Below are 18,709 nucleotides of genomic sequence, written 5' to 3'. Positions count from 1 at the left end.
GAAGAAACCCAAAGACCCCACCATTGCAGAAAAATTCAACACTTACCGGTTTGCAGACTACAAAGAACAGGTCATAGATTTATTAATGCGGGTGTGTAGAGTCAGCATGGAAACTATGAATATTGTTAATCAGATGTCGGGTGGTTAAGATCCCCGACTTCTCTCCCAAGTATTCAATAACTCCCTAGGTTATGGAAGAAGTCGGAGATTTGGGAGGGGGTGCAAGATCCCCGACTTCTCACATCATCACAGATAATCTAGGATGATTTAGCTAGAAGTCGGGGATCTGTGTGTCTGTGGGAGGGGATGGTAAGGCGATGTTAAAGGCGATCGCCACCAAGGGAAGCGTTACAAACCCCCCTCTCAAAGCCATAGAAAATAAACCTTTGCGTACCTTTGCGTACCTTTGCGCCCCTTTGCGTTTAACAACAGATATAGTCGCCACCTAAAAGGGGTTAAAATTTACGTTGGATGCTACACGGGGAGCCAGGGGTTAAAAACCCCCGTCTCAAAGCTAAAGTCAGATAAATCTGACTAGAAAATCATCTATTTGATTATCTTGACAAGATGTGATATGGAAGCGCTGCTACAAGGCGATCGCCCAAAGGTTGAAAAACCACTTGGCGTTAAACAGTATAATCAATCATGGTCTGCAAAGCATTTTGTAAGTCTTTGGTTAACTGACTGACAGCTTGACGAGTAGCAGGGCGATCGCCGGCGGATTTTTGCCAGCGTTCAGTAACAGAAATTGGTTCACCGACAGTAATCGTCGCTTTCCTGAAACCTAAACTAGGTCTACCGGGGAGGGTAGACTCCTGAATCCGAGAGAGCAGATCAAACATTAATAAAGCTGTTTCCGCTAACCTTTCGGGGGTTGGTTTTTCCTGAATATAATTAGCTGTCACACCTACAAAAGTTTCTACTATCCTCATGTGTTGCATTTTCAAATCTGCTTCACAGGCCACCCAGTCTGCTAACCCACGTTGGAAGGGTGCTAAAGCGTCAATATCTGCTAGATCATCCCGGTAGATATAATTCCAACCTGCTTCTTCTAAACGACGACAGCGATCGATAAAATTACCTTGTGGTGTTACGCCAAAATATTCTTCCGCCACCTGTAAGGCTATATCCATTAAATGATGTAATCTGTTAATGATCATCTGGTTACGGGTGGTAGATTGATCCACAGAGTTAGTTTTAGGTATGTCTCGATGATAGAAACGGCGGTAAAACTCTTCCATCTGGGTAATTAAATACTCAGCCAAACAACAAATACGTTGATAGTAAACTTCTAGTTGGTGATTAGTTCCTTGCTCAACTACCCCCAAACCGCTATCAGCTTCTAACTTACTTAATAGCCAATTCAGTCTTGACCAAGGTGGCTGGACGTAGCTATACTGAATAGCTACCGGGACAATAAACACAGTCTGATCACCCTGGGCTTTTTCCAGGTCTTCTACACACCAGAAACCTAATTGGGCTACACCGGGTTCTAAGGGGCTAACAATTCCACTATGACCATTATTACCTCCTTCTGGTGCAACGGCGATGGGCATTTGCCCATGACTAAATAAATCCCGTGCTGTTTGAATGGCTTTTCTATCTAATCGGCGACCACGACGAATGGGGACACCACCCACCCTAGAAAATAACCATCCTAACCAATCCCCAGCCCATATAGTCATACCCCGGTCATAAAGAAAATAGCTATGGAGGGGCGATCGCAGTTGAATATCCTGCTGGCGTGCAACCCGGGGCAAAATGTAGGAAAGTAGATAGAGCATACACAGAGGGTCTTCTACCTCTGGGTGACGAAATGCAATCAAAAAGCGAATTTTCCCGGACTGGAATTGTTGATAAAGTTTAGCTAAGGTCTCCACATTCTCACCTTCCACTTGCACAATTCCCGCAGGTAACCAAGGTCTAGTACGAAAACGTAGCACAATAGGCAATAACCACCGGAAAATCTGTAGTATAAATGGGTTAAAGTGATGGGGAATGAATTTGAGTGGTGGTTGGGTAGAACGAATTGACTTAGGCAAAGTAACTCTCCAGATTATTATGTAGTTGGTATGTAAAGGATTAAGTAAAGGATTAAGTAATTTGAATATGAATACACCCGAAGATGGGCGAAAGTACGCGCCAGCTACACAAAGGAATCGTGAACCTATTCTAGAGGTACTGTTACAGGTGTTACCCCCAACTGGTACTATTTTAGAAGTCGCTAGTGGCACGGGTGAACACGCTGTATATTTTGCGCCCGGTCTTACCCCCCGCCGATGGTTACCTACTGAACAAAATCCTTTATTACGTGCTAGTATTAAGGCTTGGGCTGAAGAATATCCATCAGATAATCTTTACCCACCCTTAGAACTTGATGCTAGTATGGCGAGTTGGACAGTAGAGAAAGATGCTGCACCAGACTTACCCATTGTAGCTATAGTTAATATTAATATGATTCATATTTCGCCCTGGTCAACTTGTCTAGGACTAATGGCTGGTGCGGGTCGCATTTTGCCATCTGGGGGAATACTCTATTTATATGGACCGTTTAAACAAAATGGAGAGCATACAGCACCTAGTAACGCTGCTTTTGATGAATCTTTGAGGGCGCAGAACCCAGCTTGGGGGGTGCGTAATTTACAGGATGTGATTGCAGCAGCTACCAGGGAAAATATGAACTTAAAAGCAACTTACCAAATGCCGGCTAACAATCTCTCTGTAGTGTTTGAACGCTCTTGACCATGGAGATTAGCAGACTCGAACTGCTGACATCCTGCTTGCAAAGCAGGCGCTCTACCAACTGAGCTAAACCCCCATCAACTATAAACAGCTTTGAGAAACAGTTTTTGCTGATTTTTAATTATTATATCATTACTCAATAGATTATGCAAGAAAAAAATCAGGTAGTGGCGGCGCTGTATAAATTTGTCAGCTTACCGGACTTTGTCGAGAAACAAGAACCCCTACTGTCTTACTGCCAATCACAAGGTATTAAGGGGACTATTTTATTAGCAGCAGAGGGCATTAACGGGACTATTGCCGGCTCGCGTCCAGGGGTTGACTCTGTTTTGGCGTTTTTGCGTTCTGACCCCCGTTTAGCAGACTTAGAACACAAAGAGTCATATACTGAAACACAGCCATTTGAACGCCTGAAGGTGCGGTTAAAGGCGGAAATTGTGACTATGGGTTTACCAGAAGTTGACCCAAATCAGCAGGTGGGTACTTATGTCAGTCCTCAAGAATGGAATGATTTGATTTGTGACCCGGAGGTGATTGTCATTGACACCCGTAATGATTATGAAGTGAATATCGGTACTTTTAAAACAGCACAAAATCCCCAAACCAAATCTTTCCGAGAGTTCCCGGAATATGTGAGTAATAACCTTGACCCCAATCAACACAAGAAAGTCGCTTTGTTTTGTACAGGGGGGATTCGTTGTGAAAAAGCCTCAGCTTTTATGCTCTCCCAAGGTTTTACGGAGGTCTATCACCTGAAGGGTGGTATTCTCAAGTATTTGGAATCAGTACCAGCAGAGGAAAGTTTGTGGGAGGGTGAATGTTTTGTTTTTGATGAACGGGTTGCGGTTCGTCATGGATTGGAGTTAGGTAGTCATGAGTTATGCTTTTGTTGCGGATATCCTATTTCTGAGCAAGATAAGGCTTCTCCTCAATATGAAGAAGGTATTTCTTGTCCTCACTGCTTTGATAGTCTGACTGCGGAAAAAAGGCTGCGTCAACAGGAGAAGTGGAAACAGTATAAATTACAGCACCTTTTTTCTGCGTGAGCCATACCAGGGTGGGCTTTCCTGCCCACAGAATGAGATTTATAATATTTGGATTCTTTTATATTCCAACTTTTGCCGAATCAGTTTGAGAATCTCAAGACCCAATATTACAGGCTTTTGCGATCACTCTTGCACAATTTCATCTTCTTGTTGTTTACTTTCCTCCAGAATTTGCTCTAGTCTGGCTTGAATTTCCTTGTGTGTTTGCACACCTTCAAAGGCATAACGATTATAACCATTACGCTGGATGATTTCTTCTAAATAGCGCATCCGGTCTTCAGATGCGGGGTGTGTACTCAAATAGGCGGGGATAGTTCGTCCTTTTTCCTGTTGTTTGATAGTAACAAAGAAATTGCGTAAACCATCAGCAGCATAACCCGCACCAGCTAATACACGAGTACCAACAACGTCGGCTTGAGTTTCTTGTTGACGGCCATAATCTAGGATTGCTAAATTAGAGATCAGATTGCCAAAAGGGATAATTTGCCCAACATTTGCCAGGAGATTGGCGTTAGTTATCCGATCAAATCCATGAGATAAAACTGCGTGACCAACTTCGTGTCCTAATAGTCCGGCTAATTCTGCTTCTGAATTGAGGGCCATAATCGCCCCGGTATTGACAAATACTTTACCACCGGGTAGAGCAAAGGCATTGAGCGAATCATCTAAGATGACATTAAATTCATAATCAAAATCATTGCGCCCCATTAAGTTGGCAATGTTATTACCAATGCGGCTAACGTATTCTACAATGGTGGGGTCTTCTATTAAAGTTGATTGCTGCTTATAAACTGCTGCAAGCTGCGCCCCCATAGCTGACTCACCTTGGAGGAGCAAAGGAGCTAATGTGACGGCTTGGAGATTGGCATTACCAGTTACAATCCCAATTGTAGCACCCACAATGCCCTGCAATACCACTTGTTGATTTAGTTGACTACGAAAGCGGTTAAAATTATTTTCAGCAATACTGGTAAATTCCTCGGCTTGGGGATGATCGGGGTAAGTCATCGCAAATTGACGCGCAGTAATAGAGGCTTCTAACCATTGTTCAGCTTCTTGCTGGGCTTTAATTAGGGCTTGATTTAGTTCTGCCGATTGGGGGAAAATACTGATGGCACGCTCTAAAACAGGTAGTATATCTTTCTTATCACCATATTTTTTCGTGGCTTCTGCATAGAGTGTATATGCAGGGGTGAATTCTGGATGTCTTTCTAGAAGCATTTGTAAAGGGACAAAGATTTTACTGGTAAGTCCCTGTTGCATTCCCTCGGTGGCGTTGCGCCAATATACTCTCCCAGCGCCGGAAAGTTGCTCTGGGTCAGTAATTGGCTCAGGAAGAGTAATTCTAGATGCTTCCTGAGCAAATGGGGTTTTGACTTGGCGGTAAAGTTTTTCGGCTCCTGCGGTATCTCCTGCTAGGTATAATTGATCTGCTTTCACCAGAGTTTGTAAGCGGTTAGCTACATTGGGAGTTTGTGCTGTAGAAATGATTGGTATTGTTAGGTGAAGACATAAGAATAAAAATATACCACAGGCTACCCATAGCAAGGGCTTTTTTTTCATGAATTTTTCCCCAATAATGGCAAAGCAACAAATACAGATGTATTTTAGGCGATCGCACTCGGTTTCTTTTATCTGTGCAACACAGTAATTTCACTATAATATTTTCCCCAAATATTATCCAGGGTTTCTGAAAAATTTATAAAAATTTATACTAAAATCACTAAAATAGCGATCGCTCCTCCCGTAAACGGCGTTTCCGTTAGGTTGAGATATAGTCAAAGTGTAGTTATTGTTTTGAAGTTATGCTTATCCAGAAGATAGTTCAAGAACTGCAAGACATTCCCGAAGACAAACTAGGAGAACTATATAATGTAATTCATTACTTTCGATTAGGTTTAAATCAAGAGCGTACGCAACCCCGCACCCCCGGTTTACTCAAGGGAAAACTGGGCGAGGCCTTTTTTGAAGCACTACCAGAAGAAGAACTCCAAATAATTGAAATCATTCCTGATGTAAAGCTTGATCAATAGCGATCGCCTTTAGTGGTAACTAAAGGCAATTCAAAACAGGATAATTATTTCTTATGGGCTAAAGTTAAGCCATCGGCGATGGGAAGTAAACTCAAATTAATCCGCTGGTCTTGGTGTAGTTTTTCATTGAGGGCGCGAATGTTGGTAGTGCGATTGTCTTGAATTTGTGGGTCGGCTACACTACCAGACCAAAGTACATTATCAATCAAAATTAATCCTCCTGGTCTGACTAGTTGGAGCGATCGCTCATAATAACCGTCATAATTACTTTTGTCAGCATCAATAAAGGCAAAGTCAAAGGTTTCTGCAGCACCTGCTGCTAATAATTGGTCTAATGTCTCCATTGCTGGGGCAATGTGTAAATCAATTTTATCTGCAACCCCTGCTTTTTGCCAATAACGACGGGCGATCGATGTAAACTCTGCACTCACATCACAGGCTACTACCCGACCATCGGCAGGTAATGCCAAAGACACCACCAGGGAACTATAACCCGTAAATACTCCTATATCTAAGGTTTTTTTTGCCCCGATTAATTGCACCAGCAAGGCCATAAACTGTCCCTGTTCCGGTGCAATCTGCATCACAGCCATCGGATGCTGGGCTGTTTCTGCTCTCAGTTGGGAGAGGATTTCCGGTTCCCGTAAAGATACGGATAATAAGTAGTTATATAGTGATGGTTCTATTCCCAGTGTTTTATTTGCCATAGTTCAGTGAAATTAACATCCAGATGATTGATTTTACTTCTTGAGAGTGAGAAAAGCTAATTTGTCTTTCCACCTCAAGAATGATAAATTTCTATATTTTCATAGTTAACTTAAAAGCAGATGAACAGGAGCAATCCTGACATTCCAAGAGAGTTGTGTACTTGTTTTCAGTGGTCAGATTAAGAGCGTGTGTCAGGTGTGAGGATGACAATGTCAGCTAAACCTAGTTTAGCTGACATCCTGGGTAAAACTGCCTGAACTTGAACATTATCAGTTGGGAGCTAAAGCATAAATTTTAACCTTGGATTGAGGTATTAATCCGAGGTTTGCTTTTAGGAATCTGTGAATTGTTTTTTCTTGATTAATTTACACATAAAATTATCCTATGCCAGAAGAAATATTACAACCACCACAGCAACAAAAACCACCCGGTAAAGAGTCAGAAATGAAGCCCCGTCCCCAAGCTGATGATCCGCACTATCAAGAGTCAACGGCTAATTACTTATAAAAAACAACAACTACAACCTATGACATCCCCAAAACCATTGCTAGGTACAGACTTAGTAGATTGTGCTAGAGCAAATGCCAAGCAAGGAATAGAAATTGCTGCTTATCAATGTGGGTATGGCGATGATATTAATAGTTTTAGCCAGGCCCTGAGAGAATCTTGTCAGACAATGAATTTAAAGGTGAGAGAACTCAATGAATTAATTACGAATCAAGACAAAATTATAGAATTAGGCACTGGGGAAATTGTCGCCCCTGAAACATCCTCACAGTTATAACCCTAAAATTACTCGCGCCAAATTAAAGTAAATCAAAACACCCAGGACATCAACGGCTGTAGTAATAAACGGTGCTGACATCAACGCGGGGTCTAGGCGGAAGGAGCGGAATAAAAATGGCAGTGCAGAACCTGAGACAGAAGCAATCACAGAAATAGCCACCAAACTGCTACCTACAGTAAATGCGACCTCTGGGCGGTCTTGCAAAAAATAAGCCCAGACTGTGGCGATACCACCTAACATTAGTCCCAAAAAAGCCCCGGCGATCGCTTCTCTGCCAATGACCTGCCATACTCCCAGGGATCTGATTTCATCGGTACTCATGCCGCGAATGACCACTGTAGAAGATTGAGCGCCCACATTACCACCAGTACCTGTGAGCAAAGGGATAAAGGCCGTCAGTATTACCACTTGTTCTAAGATATCTTCCTGGGACTTAATAATTGTGCCAGTGATTGTATTAGTGATGAGTAAGACAAACAACCATAGTACCCGCTTCCGGGCAACTTGTACCAAACTCATTTGAAAATAGTTGTCACCATCGGATTGCACACCACCGCCCAGGGCGTAGATATCTTCAGTAGTCTCCTGTTCGAGAATATCAATCACATCATCAACGGTGATAATACCTACTAAACGCTGTTCTTTATCCACCACAGGTAGAGCTAAAAAATCATATCTTTGAATTAATCTAGCGACTTCTTCTTGGTCTGTATCAGTGTAAACAAACACAACTTCACGGGTCATAATTTCGCCAATGGTTTGCTCTGGCTGAGATACTACCAACTCTCGTAAAGAAACAATACCCGTCAAACGCCTGACGCTATCGGTAACGTAAAGGTAGTAAATCGTTTCACTCAGATGTGCCAGACGGCGAATGCGTTCTATGGCTTGAGATACCGTCAGACGTTCTTTGATATAAATTAACTCTGGGGTCATGATCCGCCCAGCTGTACCCGCTTCATAACCTAAGAGTTGGGCTGTAGCTTGACGTTCTGCTGGGCTGAGTTGTTCTAGCAAGCGGTTGACAACTTTGGCTGGTAACTCGTCAAATAATCTGGCGCGGTCATCCGGGGACATTTTATCTACAATGTCACGGACATCCTGGCTTTTGAGTTCCTCAATTAAATGTTCTTGAACACTATAGTCGAGATATTCATACACCTCAATAGCCTCAGTTTTAGGAAGCAAGCGAAAAACCAAAGCTTGCATTGCTTCTGGTAAACCTTCAATGGCCTCAGCAATATCCGCAGGTTGTACGGGTCTGAGAATAGATTTTGCTGCTTGTAAGTCCCCCAATTCTAGGAACATTCGTAGCTCATTTCGCACCAGGTCTTGCAATTCGCTACGGCTGACATTTGGAGTGGTGAAGTTGAAATTATTTGTTTCAGTCAAAATCTACTTTCCTCATGCAGTTGCAACAGGTTTACTACTTTTAGTTTAGGGGAATAATGAGTTTTATTGACGTAAATTTAACTCAGGCACTCTGTGGTACATCGCCGGTCAATTATTAATCTGCTTATGGCTAATTTCCGCCATTCCTACAGTTTCCCTGAGAGTTTTTTGGGCAATTTTTGTGATATATACTGTTATGGCAATAGTGGCAAGTAACCCAATTATTTGCATGACCCATTGCCAGATTTGCGCTTGTGGATGACTGGGCTGATTGGGAGTATTGACCATGGCTAAATCACCGGCTAAGGAACCTATATAAACGTACATAACTGTACCGGGAATTATGCCCAAGGAACCTAAGATATAGTCTTTTAGAGAAACTTGTGTAACTCCAAAGGCGTAATTTAACAAGTTGAATGGGAAGATGGGAGATAAACGCGTGAGTAAGACAATTTTCCATCCCTCTTTAGCGACTGCTAAGTTAATGGCTGTAAATTTAGGATATTTATCAAGCTGTCGAGACACCCAATCACGGCATAAATAACGTCCGATCATAAAGGCTACAATTGCTCCGATCACTGCTGCAATTAAGACATATACAGACCCCCAAACCAGACCAAATAAGCAACCACCTTTGATAGTTAAGACAGAACCTGGTATAAATAATATAGTTGCTAAGTTGTAAATTATCATATAAGCTATGGGTGCTAAAATACCAAGACTTTGCACCTGTGAGATGGCATCATTGAAAACTTGTTTAACTGGGAAATATCGCGCCAAAATAATTAGGCTAGCAACTAGAAAACTAATTATTAATAATTTAAGTCTTCTATGTAATTGGTTTTTTGTATCCATAAAATATTTCTTTAATCCTAAGGTACTAAAACACAAAGGGAGTTTAATAAAAGATGAATGGTATCCAAATATTAAGATGTTTAATTTTTGGATATATTAATATAGGATATTTATCAAGTTTTTATCGCCGATACCAGCGGCGAATGCGTTTCGGTGATATACCCAGAAGGTAAGCAGTAATCACTATTTGATTCAGGATTGTAGTGTAAAATACTCCTTTTTGCAACCATCTCCGCGCAGAAGTAATAACTGGTACAGGGATGATGATAATTTTGCCGATGCTTTGTAAACGACGGATGAGTTCAAAATCCTCCATGATGGGTAAATCTGGAAAATGACCAACTTGATCGAATACTTCTGCTGTTAAAAATATTGCTTGGTCACCATAGGGCATTTGACAAAAACGCGATCGCCAATTTACTCCTTTTTCTACCCATCTCAAAGTCCACAGGGTGGCATTAATCTGTAAAGCAAAGGCTCCCGCTACCATCTGCGGCTGTTGTACCGCTGTGCGAATCATACCATCAAATCCAGGGGGTAAGCGTGTATCGGCGTGGAGAAACAGGAGGATGTCCCCACTTGCAGCCATAGCACCTGTATTCATTTGAGTAGCACGACCAGGAGCCGAGGCGATGACCTTGACGTTTAAAGACTCAGCTATGGTAACAGTGTCATCTTGTGAGCCTCCATCTACCACGATTAATTCTACATTAGTGCTGGGTTGAGTACAAGCGATCGCCTCTCGAATATTTCCTGCTTCATTATAGGTGGGGATAATAATTGAAATTTTGTTATACACTGCTTTTGTGAAGTCTCACAAGAGGTTATTTTAGAGGATATTTAGAATAATACTTGGAATTGAAATACCCCCTTCCGTGTATGAGAGGAAGAGGGTTAGGGTTATCTTATCTACTTAATTACGAATTACCTTGGCGTAGCGCTTCCGCAGGGAAAAGCAAATATGAGCGATTATTTCAGTATCCGCCTTCTTCTTCGTATTCTGGCTGTCTTTCTTTGATTTTCTTGGGAATATTCACTGGCTTTGGTGCATCCTCCCAAGCATCGCCTTCTACATCATCATCATCGTCGTATTCGTTGGTGTAAGCTTGGGTTTCATATCTAGGTTTAGGTGGCTCTTGATATCTATCCCTAGGAGTAACTTCACTCCAGTTATCTTCCTCGTCTTCTTCGTATGGAATAGATTCGTACTGTTGGGCCCGCATGACTTGACGACGGGGGATTTCTTCTTCCACATAGTCTTGGGTCCATTCCTCCTGTTCCACAGGTTCAGGAGCGCGGACTCTGGTTTTAGGTGGTTGTAATGGTACTCCACTAGGTAGCTGATTTGTTGGTGAAACCGTGCGGGGAATATAGCCATATTCCTCTTCTGCTTCTCTTTCCCAGGGGGCTTTACCGATACCTAAGCGCTCTAGTACGCCCACTGTTAACTGGTTAACTCGCTCTTCGGCTCCTTCAAATACAATCAACCTACTCGGTCCGGTGCTGACGACTTCATCCATCGATAACTCGTAGGTGCTGAGAAATTGGTCAGGAATTTGGGGGACTCCTAAAGAGGCGACGACTATGGAAAGAATCCGACCAGTTTCGCCATTGAACTTGAAACCCCGCACTCTCCCTAATACTTCACCCGTCTCTGTGATTACTTCCCAGTTAATCAGGTTGCTTAAACTCTCAATCTCAATATCTTCGATCGCATCTTCGTTATCAACTAGAATTACATCACCAATTTGGTTGATAGTGTTGAGGTACATATAGCGTGGCAGACCCGAAATAGAGATCAGGCTGTCTCGCAAACCAAGAGCCACAACCTCTCTTTGATCAATATCAACCCAAAGTTGATTGACGATACCGAGCCGTTTGCCGTTATCGCGAGTAATCACCTGGGTGTTTAATATGTCGGAACGCCTAATTATCTGTTCAGAGGTCATTCTATACCGAGTCCTGATCTCGAATCCGGTTTATCTATACACTATTATTAACAAAATCTCAAGCAGATGCATTGGATGATTTTAATTTAATCCCCAATACTTGAGTGTAAGCTCCTCGTGCTTGAGTAACGCCAATAGTCCGTTCGGCCGATTCTATCATCGGACGGCGTAAACTCACAACTATAAATTGGGCTTGTTGGGCTTGTTGTTTAATCATTTTAGCTAATCGCTCGACGTTGGCACCATCTAAAAACATATCTACTTCGTCAAAAGCATAAAATGGGGAGGGGCGGTAACGTTGTAGAGCAAAGATGAAACTTAAGGCTGTGAGGGATTTTTCCCCCCCGGACATGGACGCAAGGCGCTGTACTGGTTTACCTTTGGGGTGGGCGACTAGATTTAGCCCACTGTTAAAAATATCTTCGGGATCTTCTAGTTGCAAATAGCCGTCACCTTCGGAAAGAACCGCAAAAATAGATTGAAAGTTGGTGTTGACCGCATCAAAGGCTTCTTTAAATGCTAGCTGTCGCAATGTGGTAAAGTTTTCAATCCTTAGGAGTAATTCTGTGCGTTCGCCTTCTAGGGTCTGTAGTTTTTCCGTTAGTTCTTCTAGGCGGTTCTGGGTGCGTTCGTATTCCTCTAAGGCCAACATATTCACTGGTTCCATGGCCTGTAAGCGTTTGCTTAGGCTGCGCAGTTCTTTTTGCAGTTCCTCTAAATCTACCTGGTCTGGTACTTCTGGTAAGGGATTGGGCAATTCTGCGCCGGTTTCTCGTAATTGGTTTTGCAATGCTTTCAACTCTTCGATCCGTTTGTGTTGGCTTTCTTGGAGTTTTTCTATTTCCCATTGCAGTTGTTGTTGATGTAAAAGTTGCGATCGCAATTCTTGTTCTATTTTGTCCCGTTTTTGTTTCTCTAACCCTAAATTTTCGCTGACTTGCTGTAAATTAGCCTGGTTTTGATTAATTTCACTGCTGAGGTTAACTGATTGACTATTCAGGGAATTTAGTTGATTTTCTTGGCTGGTTTGTTGTTGCTGATATTGCTGGATTTTAGCTTCAGCTTCTTGGATGCGTTCTTGCGATCGCTGTTGTTGAGTTTGACAATTTTTTAATTTTTCTTCGGCTTCCCTTAATTCTCTCTCTTTTTGTTGTAGTTGTTGCTCTTGGTTTTTAATAGTTATTTGCATTTCTTGCCATTCTCTGGGGGTTTGAGATGCTTCTAATTCCCCTAACTCTTGTCGCAATTGTTGTAACTCATTTTCTTTTATTGGTAATTCCCGATCTAACACTGATAAACGGGATTGGGCGAGGCTGATTTTTTCGGTATTTTGGGTCAGTTGCGATCGCGTCCCATGCAATTGCTCTGTTAAATTCTTGACTTCTTTTTGCAGTTGTTCCCATTGTAACTGCTGTTCTCTCCGGGTTTGTTTTGCTTCTGCGAGTTCCTGGGTGTATTGTTTAGTTTGAGCCGATAAAGTAGTTATGGACTCAGTACAACGTAATAAAATTCGCTCAATCTCTCCCAAGCGCCCCTTTAAAGCTATAGCTTCCTCAGATTCCGCTGACTCAGTTTTCCCAAACCGCAATACAGAACGCTGACTATTACTCCCCCCTGTCATAGCGCCGCTAGTTTCTAACAATTCCCCATCTAAGGTGACAATCCGATACAAACCCATATTTTGCCGGGCTGTTTGGATACTCGTAAATACTACTGTATTACCGAATACATAACTAAACACATCTTGATAACGGCGATCGCATTCAATTAAATTCATGGCATAATTGACAAACCCGTGGGCATAACGCAAGGTGGCATCCTGAGTAAATTTACTAGGTTTTACCTTATTTAAAGGTAAAAAAGTTGCCCTTCCTGCCCGTTTTTGCTTGAGTAATTCAATTCCCGCCGCGGCTACGCTGTCATCTTCTACGACAATATGACCCAAACGCCCACCAGCGGCAATTTCCAAGGCTAACTGATAGCGGGGGTCTACCTTACCCAACTGTACCACCAAACCGCACAACCCCGGCAGTCCCGACTGTAAAATTACCTTACTGGCTTGGGTTCCCTGTACCTCCTGTTGGGCTTGGGCTTGGGCTTCAATTTTATCTAACTGGCGTTGTTTTTCCCGTTGTTCTTGTAAAAGTCGCTTTTGGGTTTCCTGTTGGATTTGTAACTCTTGTTCTGTAGCTGCGAGAGTTGCGGTTAAATTGGCTATGGGTTCGCCCCCTCCCTGAAACTCCATTTCCCAGCGACTACATTCAGCTTGTTTACCACTTAACTCCGGTTCCCAACTATTAACCAGCTGAGTTTGTTCAGTAATTAGCTGCTGTAACTGCTCATAGCGTTCCCTCAGTTGTGCTTGTTCAGTGCGTTGGGGTTCCAGGATTTGCAGTAAAGATTCAATTTGACGATTAAAAGCTGTTTGTTGCTGTACCCAAGCTTCCGAAGCTGAAGCGATCGCCGCAGCTGCTGACCTGGAAGCATCTAAAACCCCTTGGGCTTGATTTCGTGCTTCCACACAACCCAGAATAGATTCTCTGGCTAAAACCTCAGTTTGGGCTAAACTTGTTAGTGACTGCTGATATTGTGCCACATCCTGGTGAGTTTGGCTCAATTCTTGGGTTGTTTGGGTTATGGCTGCGGTTAATTCCTGTTGTCGGCGCTGGAGTTGTTTAAATTCCGCCTCTTGGGTGGCTAAAGTAGTTTGGAGCGCCAAGAGTTCCTCCTCACCCAAAGCTTTGACATAAGCATTGAGTTGTTCTAGTTGCTCCGTCTGGAGAGTAATGGCGCAATTGAGGTTATTTAACTGAGTAGTAAATTCAATATAACTGCGATCGCCGCCTTGAATTTGCGCCACCAAATTTTCTTGCTGTGCTTGAAGAGAGCGCCAAGATAAAACCGCCTCCCAGGACTGCTTACACTGAAACTCACTGCGGAGTACTTGATACTTTTGCGCCTTAGCACGGGCTTGAGATAGGCGATCGCGCTGTATAGTTAACTCAGTCTGAATAATCCGACAACTATCCTCCTTGTCCTTCACCTCATCCAGAGTTTTCTTAGCTTGGACAATTTTACGGTCAAAAGCCGCCACCCCAGCCAACTCATCAATAATTTCTCGACGTTCCCTAGCATTCATAGAGATAATACTAGTAACATCCCCTTGTAACACCACATTGTAACCCTCTGGATAAATCCGCAGGTTATTCAACTCCTCATGTAGCTCCGTCAGAGTACAAGCTACACCATTAATATAGTAGTTAGAGGTATAACTCCCCTGCTGACTTACCCGCAACCTGCGGGTTACACTCCACTCAGTTAGAGCACCCTCCCCAATCTGGGTTTGTGTCCCGGATACATCCCCCGACAAATCAAAGGTTACCGTCACACTGGCCTCAATTCCAGCGCGTCCTTTAGGCTTTTGAGCATTATTCACCAAATCCGGTAACCTATCCGCTCGCATTCCCTTAGAACTAGAAAGCCCTAAACAAAACAGCAACGCATCCAGGATATTAGATTTACCCGAACCATTCGGCCCAGAAATGACCGTAAACCCCGGTAGTAGAGGAACCGAGGTAGTACCACCGAAGGATTTAAAGTTAGTGAGTTCCACGCGCTTGACGTGTACCATAGATGCTGCTTAACTGGGCTAATGTAGCATAAGTGTATCAATTAATTAAGATTTGGCAATAGGGACAAGACCATTTTTTAGCATCCTCTAGGGGGGAACCAGATTTAGGTTAGGTATTAGTTGACATTAAGCTGTTTCAGAGTGGAATATCATCATTCAGATATTTAGCAGTCTTAAAATCATCAATTTCACCCTGGTTGTCTCCTAAAAAATAGCGAGCTAACCCCCGGTTGTAGTAAGCTTGAGCATAATTAGGGTCAATCTGAATAGCTTGGGTATAGTCATCAATTGCACTCTGGTAGTCTCCTAAGTTAGAGCGAGCTAACCCCCGGTTGTTGTAAGCATTAGCATAATTAGGGTCAATCTGAATAGCTTGGGTATAGTCATCAATTGCACTCTGGTAGTCTCCTAAGTTAGAGCGAGCTAACCCCCGGTTATTGTAAGCATTAGCAAAATTAGGGTTAATGTGAATAGCTTGGGTATAGTCATCAATTGCACCCTGCTTGTCTCCTAAGTTAGAGCGACCATTCCCCCGGTTGTAGTAAGCATTAGCAAAATTAGGGTTAATGTGAATAGCTTGGGTATAGTCATCAATTGCACCCTGGTTGTCTCCTAAGTCAGAGCGAGCATTCCCCCTGTTGTAGTAAGCATTAGCAAAATTAGGGTTAATTTTAATAGCTTGGGTATAGTCATCAATTGCACCCTGCTTGTCTCCTAAAAGATAGCGAGCTAACCCCCGGTTGAAGTAAGCATTAGCAAGATTAGGGTCAATGTGAATAGCTTGGGTATAGTCATCAATTGCACCCTGGTTGTCTCCTAAAAGATAGCGAGCATTCCCCCTGTTGTAGTAAGCATTAGCAAAATTAGGGTTAATTTTAATAGCTTGGGTATAGTCATCAATTGCACCCTGGTTGTCTCCTAAAAGATAGCGAGCTAACCCCCGGTTGAAGTAAGCATCAGCATAATTAGGGTTAATTTTAATAGCTTGGGTATAGTCATTAATCGCACCCTCGTTATCTCCTAAATCACAGAGGGCTAACCCCCGGTTGAAGTAAGCATTAGCAAAATTAGGGTTAATCTGAATAGCTTGGGTATAGTGATCAATTGCACCCTGCTTGTCTCCTAACTTAGAGCGAGCTTTCCCCCGGTTGAAGTAAGCTTGAGCATTTGGCACAGGTTTATCAACTGGGGAAACTGTCAAACTTTCTAAATAGCCCCGTAAACCCCCACAATAGAGCAACTCATTGATTTTTACCCTGGCTTTCCCCCCAGTCGCATTGGTCATATTAGTGGGTAAAAACCCTGCTAGGACTAAATGATATTGATTTTGTGCCTCATTGACTTGCTCTTCAATTAAAATACAAACCAAAACAGCATTTTTGTTAATTTCTTTTTGACTAATTGACCATTCAATTTGATCAAATTGACCCTGACGAGCTTTTACCTGAATACCAATAGATGAATCAGCAGCTAGGGTAAAGTCTACACCACCATCACCATCCTGATATTCTTCATAGTCAACCTCCGTGAGCAGATCACCTAAACGGGTTTTAACTACCTCCTCCCCTAGCTTTCCCTTCATGTTGTTAACAAACACATCCTCACTCTTAGAGTTACTACGTCTATATATATCAACCATGCGCCAGCAAAACCGCCGTAATTGCTGTAACGAGTCACCGGTGATCACGGTTAACTCACTGTGCTGTCCTGGTTGGTCACACTGGAGTAAATTACCGGATTTCAGTCGGTTGATGAAGTCGGTCTGTTGGGCTTGTAATATAGTTTTCCAGTCCATTAGTAAAAATTCGCCTTCATCTGACAAGGAATATTAACATCTTGAGGAGATATGCAGACGCGGGAAAAATCACAACCATCAAAAACCCAAGGGTGTCCTTGAGGCTTTTGAGCATTATTCACCACATCCGGTAACCTATCCCCTCCCATTCCCTGAGAACTAGAAAGCTCTAAACAAAACAGCAACCCATCGAGAATATGAGATTTTACCGAACCATTGGGGCTAGAAATGACAGTAAACCCCGGTAGTAGAGGAACCGAGGTAGTACCACCGCAGGATTTAAAGTGAGTGAGTTCCACGCGCTTGACGTGTAGCATAGATGCTGCTTAACTGGTCTATTATAGCACAAGTGTATCAATTAATTAAGCCTTGGCAATAGGGACAAGAGCATTTTTTAGCATCCTCTAGGGGAGAACCAGATTTAGGTTCAGTATGAGTTGAGATTAAGCTGTTTCAGGATGGAATATCATCGTTGAGATATTTAATTTTATCCATAGCAGTTTGATAGTCTTTTGTTTTTCCTTGTCTTTCATATATATTGGCAGCAGTCTCAAAATCATCAATTGCACTCTGCTTGTCTCCTAAGTCAGAACGAGCTAACCCCCGGTTGTAGTAAGCTTTGGCATAATTAGGGTCAATGTGAATAGCTTGGGTATAGTCATCAATTGCACCCTGCTTGTCTCCTAAGTCAGAACGAGCTAACCCCCGGTTGTAGTAAGCTTGAGCAAGATTAGGGTCAATGTGAATAGCTTGGGTAAAGTCTTTAATTCCACCCAGGTTGTCTCCTAACTTAGATCGATCTACCCCCCGGTTGTGGTAAGCTTGAGCCAAATTAGGGTCAATGTGAATAGCTTGGGTATAGTCATCAATTGCACCCTGCTTGTCTCCTAACTTAGAGCGATATACCCCCCGGTTGAAGTAAAATTGAGCAAAATTAGGGTTAATGTGAATAGCTTGGGTAAAGTCTTTAATTCCCCCATGGTTGTCTCCTAACTTAGAGGGATATACCCCCCGGTTGAAGTAAGCTTGAGCCAAATTAGGGTTAATGTGAATAGCTTGGGTAAAGTCTTTAATTCCCCCCTGGTTGTTTCCTAACTTAGAGGGATATACCCCCCGGTTGTGGTCAACTTGAGCATTTTGCACAGTTTCATCAAGTGGGGAAACTGTCAAACTTTCTAAATAGCCCCGTAAACCCCCACAATAGAGCAACTCATTGATTTTTACCCTGGCTTTCCCCCCGGTCGCAGTGGTTATATTAGTGGGTAAAAACCCTGCTAGGACTAAATGATATTGATTTTGTGCCTCATTGACTTGCTCTTCAATTAAAATACAAACCAAAACAGCATTTTTGTTAATTTCTTCTTGACTAATTGACCATTCAATTTGCTCAAATTTACCCTGACGAGCTTTTACCTGAATACCAATAGATGAATCAGCTGTGAGGGTAAAGTCTACCTTACCATCACCACCCTGATATTTTTCATAGTCAACCTTCGTGAGCAGATCACCTAAACGGGTTTTAACTACCTCCTCCCCTAGCTTTCCCTTCATGTTGTTAACAAACAGATCACGAACAGAAGAGGACTTATTTATATACTTGTCAGCCATTTCCCAGCAAAAATCCCGTAATTGCTGTAACTGGTCATCGGTGATCACCGTTAACTCACTGTGCTTTCCTTGCTGGTCACACTGGAATAAATCACCGGATTTCATTCGGTTAATAAAGTCTGTCTGTTGGGCTTGTAATATAGTTTTCCAGTCCATTAGTAAA

General features: G+C 42.7%; 15 protein-coding genes, 1 tRNA gene and 2 pseudogenes. 6 read left to right on the top strand and 12 right to left on the bottom strand.

Going from position 1 to position 18,709, the window contains the following annotated elements; translation table 11 throughout:
• Nucleotides 1-290 precede the first annotated feature (290 nt).
• Complete coding sequence (locus PN457_RS02000) at nt 291-449, top strand: hypothetical protein (protein ID WP_271730970.1); 159 nt, start codon at nt 291-293, stop codon at nt 447-449.
• Nucleotides 450-626: 177 nt separating this feature from the next.
• Here PN457_RS02000 and PN457_RS01995 read toward each other — a convergent pair whose 3' ends face one another.
• On the bottom strand, nt 627-2,042 hold the full coding sequence (locus PN457_RS01995) for a lysophospholipid acyltransferase family protein (protein WP_271730969.1): 1,416 nt from the start codon (nt 2,040-2,042) through the stop codon (nt 627-629).
• Between the two features lie 67 nt (nt 2,043-2,109).
• On the opposite strand from PN457_RS01995, the gene PN457_RS01990 reads away from it, so the two are divergent.
• Nucleotides 2,110-2,742, top strand: coding sequence for a DUF938 domain-containing protein (locus tag PN457_RS01990; RefSeq protein WP_271730967.1), 633 nt, complete (start codon nt 2,110-2,112; stop codon nt 2,740-2,742).
• Between the two features lie 3 nt (nt 2,743-2,745).
• Here the strand turns inward: PN457_RS01990 and PN457_RS01985 are convergent.
• A tRNA-Ala gene (locus PN457_RS01985) sits at nt 2,746-2,818 on the bottom strand.
• Between the two features lie 70 nt (nt 2,819-2,888).
• Here PN457_RS01985 and trhO point away from each other — a divergent pair.
• The gene (gene trhO, locus PN457_RS01980; RefSeq protein WP_271730966.1) at nt 2,889-3,788 is read left to right on the top strand and encodes an oxygen-dependent tRNA uridine(34) hydroxylase TrhO; all 900 of its coding nucleotides are present in this window, start codon (nt 2,889-2,891) and stop codon (nt 3,786-3,788) included.
• Between the two features lie 123 nt (nt 3,789-3,911).
• On the opposite strand, the gene PN457_RS01975 is transcribed toward trhO, so the two are convergent.
• Nucleotides 3,912-5,351, bottom strand: a complete 1,440-nt coding sequence (locus tag PN457_RS01975) for a M48 family metalloprotease (protein ID WP_271730965.1) — start codon at nt 5,349-5,351, stop codon at nt 3,912-3,914.
• Between the two features lie 242 nt (nt 5,352-5,593).
• Between PN457_RS01975 and PN457_RS01970 the strand changes: the two genes are divergently transcribed.
• Nucleotides 5,594-5,821: a hypothetical protein gene (locus tag PN457_RS01970; RefSeq protein WP_271730964.1), complete on the top strand. Its 228-nt coding sequence runs from the start codon at nt 5,594-5,596 to the stop codon at nt 5,819-5,821.
• 44 nt (nt 5,822-5,865) lie between these two features.
• Here PN457_RS01970 and PN457_RS01965 read toward each other — a convergent pair whose 3' ends face one another.
• The gene (locus tag PN457_RS01965; RefSeq protein ID WP_271730963.1) at nt 5,866-6,528 is read right to left on the bottom strand and encodes a class I SAM-dependent methyltransferase; all 663 of its coding nucleotides are present in this window, start codon (nt 6,526-6,528) and stop codon (nt 5,866-5,868) included.
• 385 nt (nt 6,529-6,913) lie between these two features.
• On the opposite strand from PN457_RS01965, the pseudogene PN457_RS01960 reads away from it, so the two are divergent.
• Together PN457_RS01960 and PN457_RS01955 are read left to right on the top strand one after the other, a co-directional pair.
• Nucleotides 6,914-7,018, top strand: a pseudogene (locus tag PN457_RS01960) (NAD(P)-dependent oxidoreductase); the annotation flags it as partial.
• A gap of 37 nt (nt 7,019-7,055) precedes the next feature.
• The gene (locus PN457_RS01955; protein ID WP_271730962.1) at nt 7,056-7,313 is read left to right on the top strand and encodes a hypothetical protein; all 258 of its coding nucleotides are present in this window, start codon (nt 7,056-7,058) and stop codon (nt 7,311-7,313) included.
• On the opposite strand, the gene mgtE is transcribed toward PN457_RS01955, so the two are convergent.
• From mgtE to PN457_RS01915, 8 genes and pseudogenes are all read right to left on the bottom strand, one after another.
• Nucleotides 7,308-8,708 (bottom strand): magnesium transporter, encoded by a 1,401-nt coding sequence (gene mgtE, locus PN457_RS01950; RefSeq protein WP_271730961.1) that lies wholly within the window; start codon nt 8,706-8,708, stop codon nt 7,308-7,310. The genes PN457_RS01955 and mgtE overlap by 6 nt on opposite strands.
• Before the next feature lie 108 nt (nt 8,709-8,816).
• The gene (locus PN457_RS01945; RefSeq protein ID WP_271730960.1) at nt 8,817-9,563 is read right to left on the bottom strand and encodes a TVP38/TMEM64 family protein; all 747 of its coding nucleotides are present in this window, start codon (nt 9,561-9,563) and stop codon (nt 8,817-8,819) included.
• A 121-nt stretch (nt 9,564-9,684) separates the two neighbouring features.
• On the bottom strand, nt 9,685-10,362 hold the full coding sequence (locus tag PN457_RS01940) for a TIGR04283 family arsenosugar biosynthesis glycosyltransferase (RefSeq protein ID WP_271730959.1): 678 nt from the start codon (nt 10,360-10,362) through the stop codon (nt 9,685-9,687).
• Nucleotides 10,363-10,537: 175 nt separating this feature from the next.
• Nucleotides 10,538-11,512, bottom strand: a complete 975-nt coding sequence (locus PN457_RS01935; RefSeq protein ID WP_271730958.1) for a PRC-barrel domain-containing protein — start codon at nt 11,510-11,512, stop codon at nt 10,538-10,540.
• A 58-nt stretch (nt 11,513-11,570) separates the two neighbouring features.
• A complete protein-coding gene (gene smc, locus PN457_RS01930; protein ID WP_271730956.1) occupies nt 11,571-15,143 on the bottom strand; it encodes a chromosome segregation protein SMC in 3,573 nt (1,190 codons plus the stop codon).
• 136 nt (nt 15,144-15,279) lie between these two features.
• On the bottom strand, nt 15,280-16,938 hold the full coding sequence (locus PN457_RS01925) for a tetratricopeptide repeat protein (RefSeq protein ID WP_271730954.1): 1,659 nt from the start codon (nt 16,936-16,938) through the stop codon (nt 15,280-15,282).
• 95 nt (nt 16,939-17,033) lie between these two features.
• A pseudogene (locus PN457_RS01920) lies at nt 17,034-17,255 on the bottom strand (hypothetical protein); the annotation flags it as partial.
• A gap of 136 nt (nt 17,256-17,391) precedes the next feature.
• On the bottom strand, nt 17,392-18,702 hold the full coding sequence (locus PN457_RS01915) for a tetratricopeptide repeat protein (protein ID WP_271730952.1): 1,311 nt from the start codon (nt 18,700-18,702) through the stop codon (nt 17,392-17,394).
• Nucleotides 18,703-18,709 lie beyond the last annotated feature (7 nt).

Origin of the sequence: Anabaenopsis arnoldii (assembly GCF_028331025.1) — a bacterium.
Lineage (GTDB): Bacteria > Cyanobacteriota > Cyanobacteriia > Cyanobacteriales > Nostocaceae > Anabaenopsis > Anabaenopsis arnoldii.
This window is presented reverse-complemented; position numbering and strand designations above follow the sequence as displayed.

Coding starts and splice junctions, on each gene's coding strand:
- PN457_RS01975 (WP_271730965.1), bottom strand. CDS start 5,351: ATGAAAAAAAAGCCCTTGCTATGGGTAGCCTGTGGTATATTTTTATTC.
- PN457_RS01925 (WP_271730954.1), bottom strand. CDS start 16,938: ATGGACTGGAAAACTATATTACAAGCCCAACAGACCGACTTCATCAAC.
- PN457_RS01955 (WP_271730962.1), top strand. CDS start 7,056: ATGACATCCCCAAAACCATTGCTAGGTACAGACTTAGTAGATTGTGCT.
- PN457_RS01970 (WP_271730964.1), top strand. CDS start 5,594: ATGCTTATCCAGAAGATAGTTCAAGAACTGCAAGACATTCCCGAAGAC.
- PN457_RS01915 (WP_271730952.1), bottom strand. CDS start 18,702: ATGGACTGGAAAACTATATTACAAGCCCAACAGACAGACTTTATTAAC.
- PN457_RS01990 (WP_271730967.1), top strand. CDS start 2,110: ATGAATACACCCGAAGATGGGCGAAAGTACGCGCCAGCTACACAAAGG.
- PN457_RS01965 (WP_271730963.1), bottom strand. CDS start 6,528: ATGGCAAATAAAACACTGGGAATAGAACCATCACTATATAACTACTTA.
- smc (WP_271730956.1), bottom strand. CDS start 15,143: ATGGTACACGTCAAGCGCGTGGAACTCACTAACTTTAAATCCTTCGGT.
- PN457_RS01945 (WP_271730960.1), bottom strand. CDS start 9,563: ATGGATACAAAAAACCAATTACATAGAAGACTTAAATTATTAATAATT.
- PN457_RS01935 (WP_271730958.1), bottom strand. CDS start 11,512: ATGACCTCTGAACAGATAATTAGGCGTTCCGACATATTAAACACCCAG.
- trhO (WP_271730966.1), top strand. CDS start 2,889: ATGCAAGAAAAAAATCAGGTAGTGGCGGCGCTGTATAAATTTGTCAGC.